Source organism: Plantactinospora sp. ZYX-F-223 (assembly GCF_039649625.1).
Taxonomy (GTDB): Bacteria; Actinomycetota; Actinomycetes; order Mycobacteriales; family Micromonosporaceae; genus Plantactinospora.
The window spans coordinates 1-1,505 of the sequence record NZ_JBDJAV010000159.1 but is presented as its reverse complement, the minus strand read 5'-3'; the positions used below and the strand labels follow the sequence as shown (position 1 = coordinate 1,505).

1 protein-coding gene is annotated in these 1,505 nt (G+C 67.4%); it reads right to left on the bottom strand.

Annotated elements, in window-relative coordinates; translation table 11 throughout:
* Positions 1-20: 20 nt before the first annotated feature.
* The gene (locus AAH979_RS42935) at positions 21-1,286 is read right to left on the bottom strand and encodes an IS4 family transposase (protein WP_346263860.1); all 1,266 of its coding nucleotides are present in this window, start codon (positions 1,284-1,286) and stop codon (positions 21-23) included.
* Between the last annotated feature and the right edge of the window lie 219 nt (positions 1,287-1,505).

Sequence of the window (1,505 nt, the reverse complement as noted above, 5' to 3'; positions counted from 1 at the left end):
CTAGCGGCAATGCCGCGTAGTTAGGGCGGTGGGTCGGTTGTCAATCCTGCGGTGGGGACGATGTTGACCTTGAATGTGGCCTGGTAGTTGGTGCGGTCGATGGTGCCTTTGGCGCGGTGTTTGGAGATCGCGCGTTTGGTCACGCGTGGGCTGACGCGGGCGCGGCGTGCCGGTAGCAGGTCGGTCAGGACGGCGCGGCCGATGACGCCGACGAGGTCGATGGTGGTGTCGGCGATGACACCTGCGGCGTGGATGACCTGGTCGCGGGCGGTGTTCAGGGCGATGGTGTAGCTGGCCCGGTCCGGGTTGGTGGTGGAACGGCAGGCGGTGGCGTCGGCCATCGCCAGCCGCAGGGTCTGGTAGGTGGCGAGCACGGCGTGGACCTCTTGGTTGATTCCGGTCGGGGTGCGGGCACGGAGGACTCGCCCGTGCAGGGTGGTGGATTTCAGTTCGAGGTAGCAGGTCTCGATCTCCCACCGCTGGTGGTAGAGGGTGACCAGGTCTGATGCCGGGAACCTCTGGTGGTCGGTCAGCGTGGTCAGTAGCCGGTAGCGGCCGATGTGGTGCTTCCCGTCGCAGGTCACGGTGATCTCGGCGTCGATGACCCGCACGATCATGGGGCCGATCATGGACAGCCATGATCGGTCTGGAAGGCGGCGGATGACCGGTAGCCGCCGGTCGTCCTTGTCGCGGATGAGCAGGTCAGCTCCAGTGCCCGTGAACTGTTCGATCATCGTGCGGGCGGCGAAACCACGATCGGCCAGCAGGAGCATGCCTGGACGCAGGCAACCCAGCAGACGCCCCGCACACGCGAGTTCTCCAACGCTGATCGGGGTGAACACCGCGTCGATGAGGGCACGGGTGCCACAGGCCACGACGGCGACCAGCCGCAGCATCGGATACCCAGACCCGCCGTGAGTGCCGGCCTGACGCGGATAGACCGCCAGGTTCGCCGCACTGTCGGGCACGAACATGCTGGTGCCGTCGATCGCGCACACCAGCAGACCCCGCCACCGGGCCGCCCCGGCCGGTGGACCCGCCAGCAGCCGGAACAACGCCACGAGAGGCTTGTCCCCGACCCGACGGCGGGCCTGGGCCAAGGCCGAGGACGTCGGCATCGCCACCGCCAACCCGTCCAACCCGGCGACCAACCGCGCCCACACCTGCCGGTAACCCAGGTCGGTGAACAACCCAGCCGCGAGCAGCAGATACACCACCACCCGCGACGGCAGATCCCGCACCCGGGACTGCATCGCTCCCGACTCCGCCAGGACGGCATCGACCATCTCGAACGGCACCTGCTGCGTCAACTCACCCAGATGACCCGGCGCGAACCGGCCCGAAGCCACCGCGATCGTGCGAGTGATGGCACACTGTTCCAACGGCGGGGCTCCCGGTCCAGAGGCTGTCTTCGAGTGACATACCTCTATACCGAGACCCCGCCGTCCTCGTCTGGCAACACGCCGCTTGACAAGCGCTCCGACCCCTTAACTGAGCGGCATTGC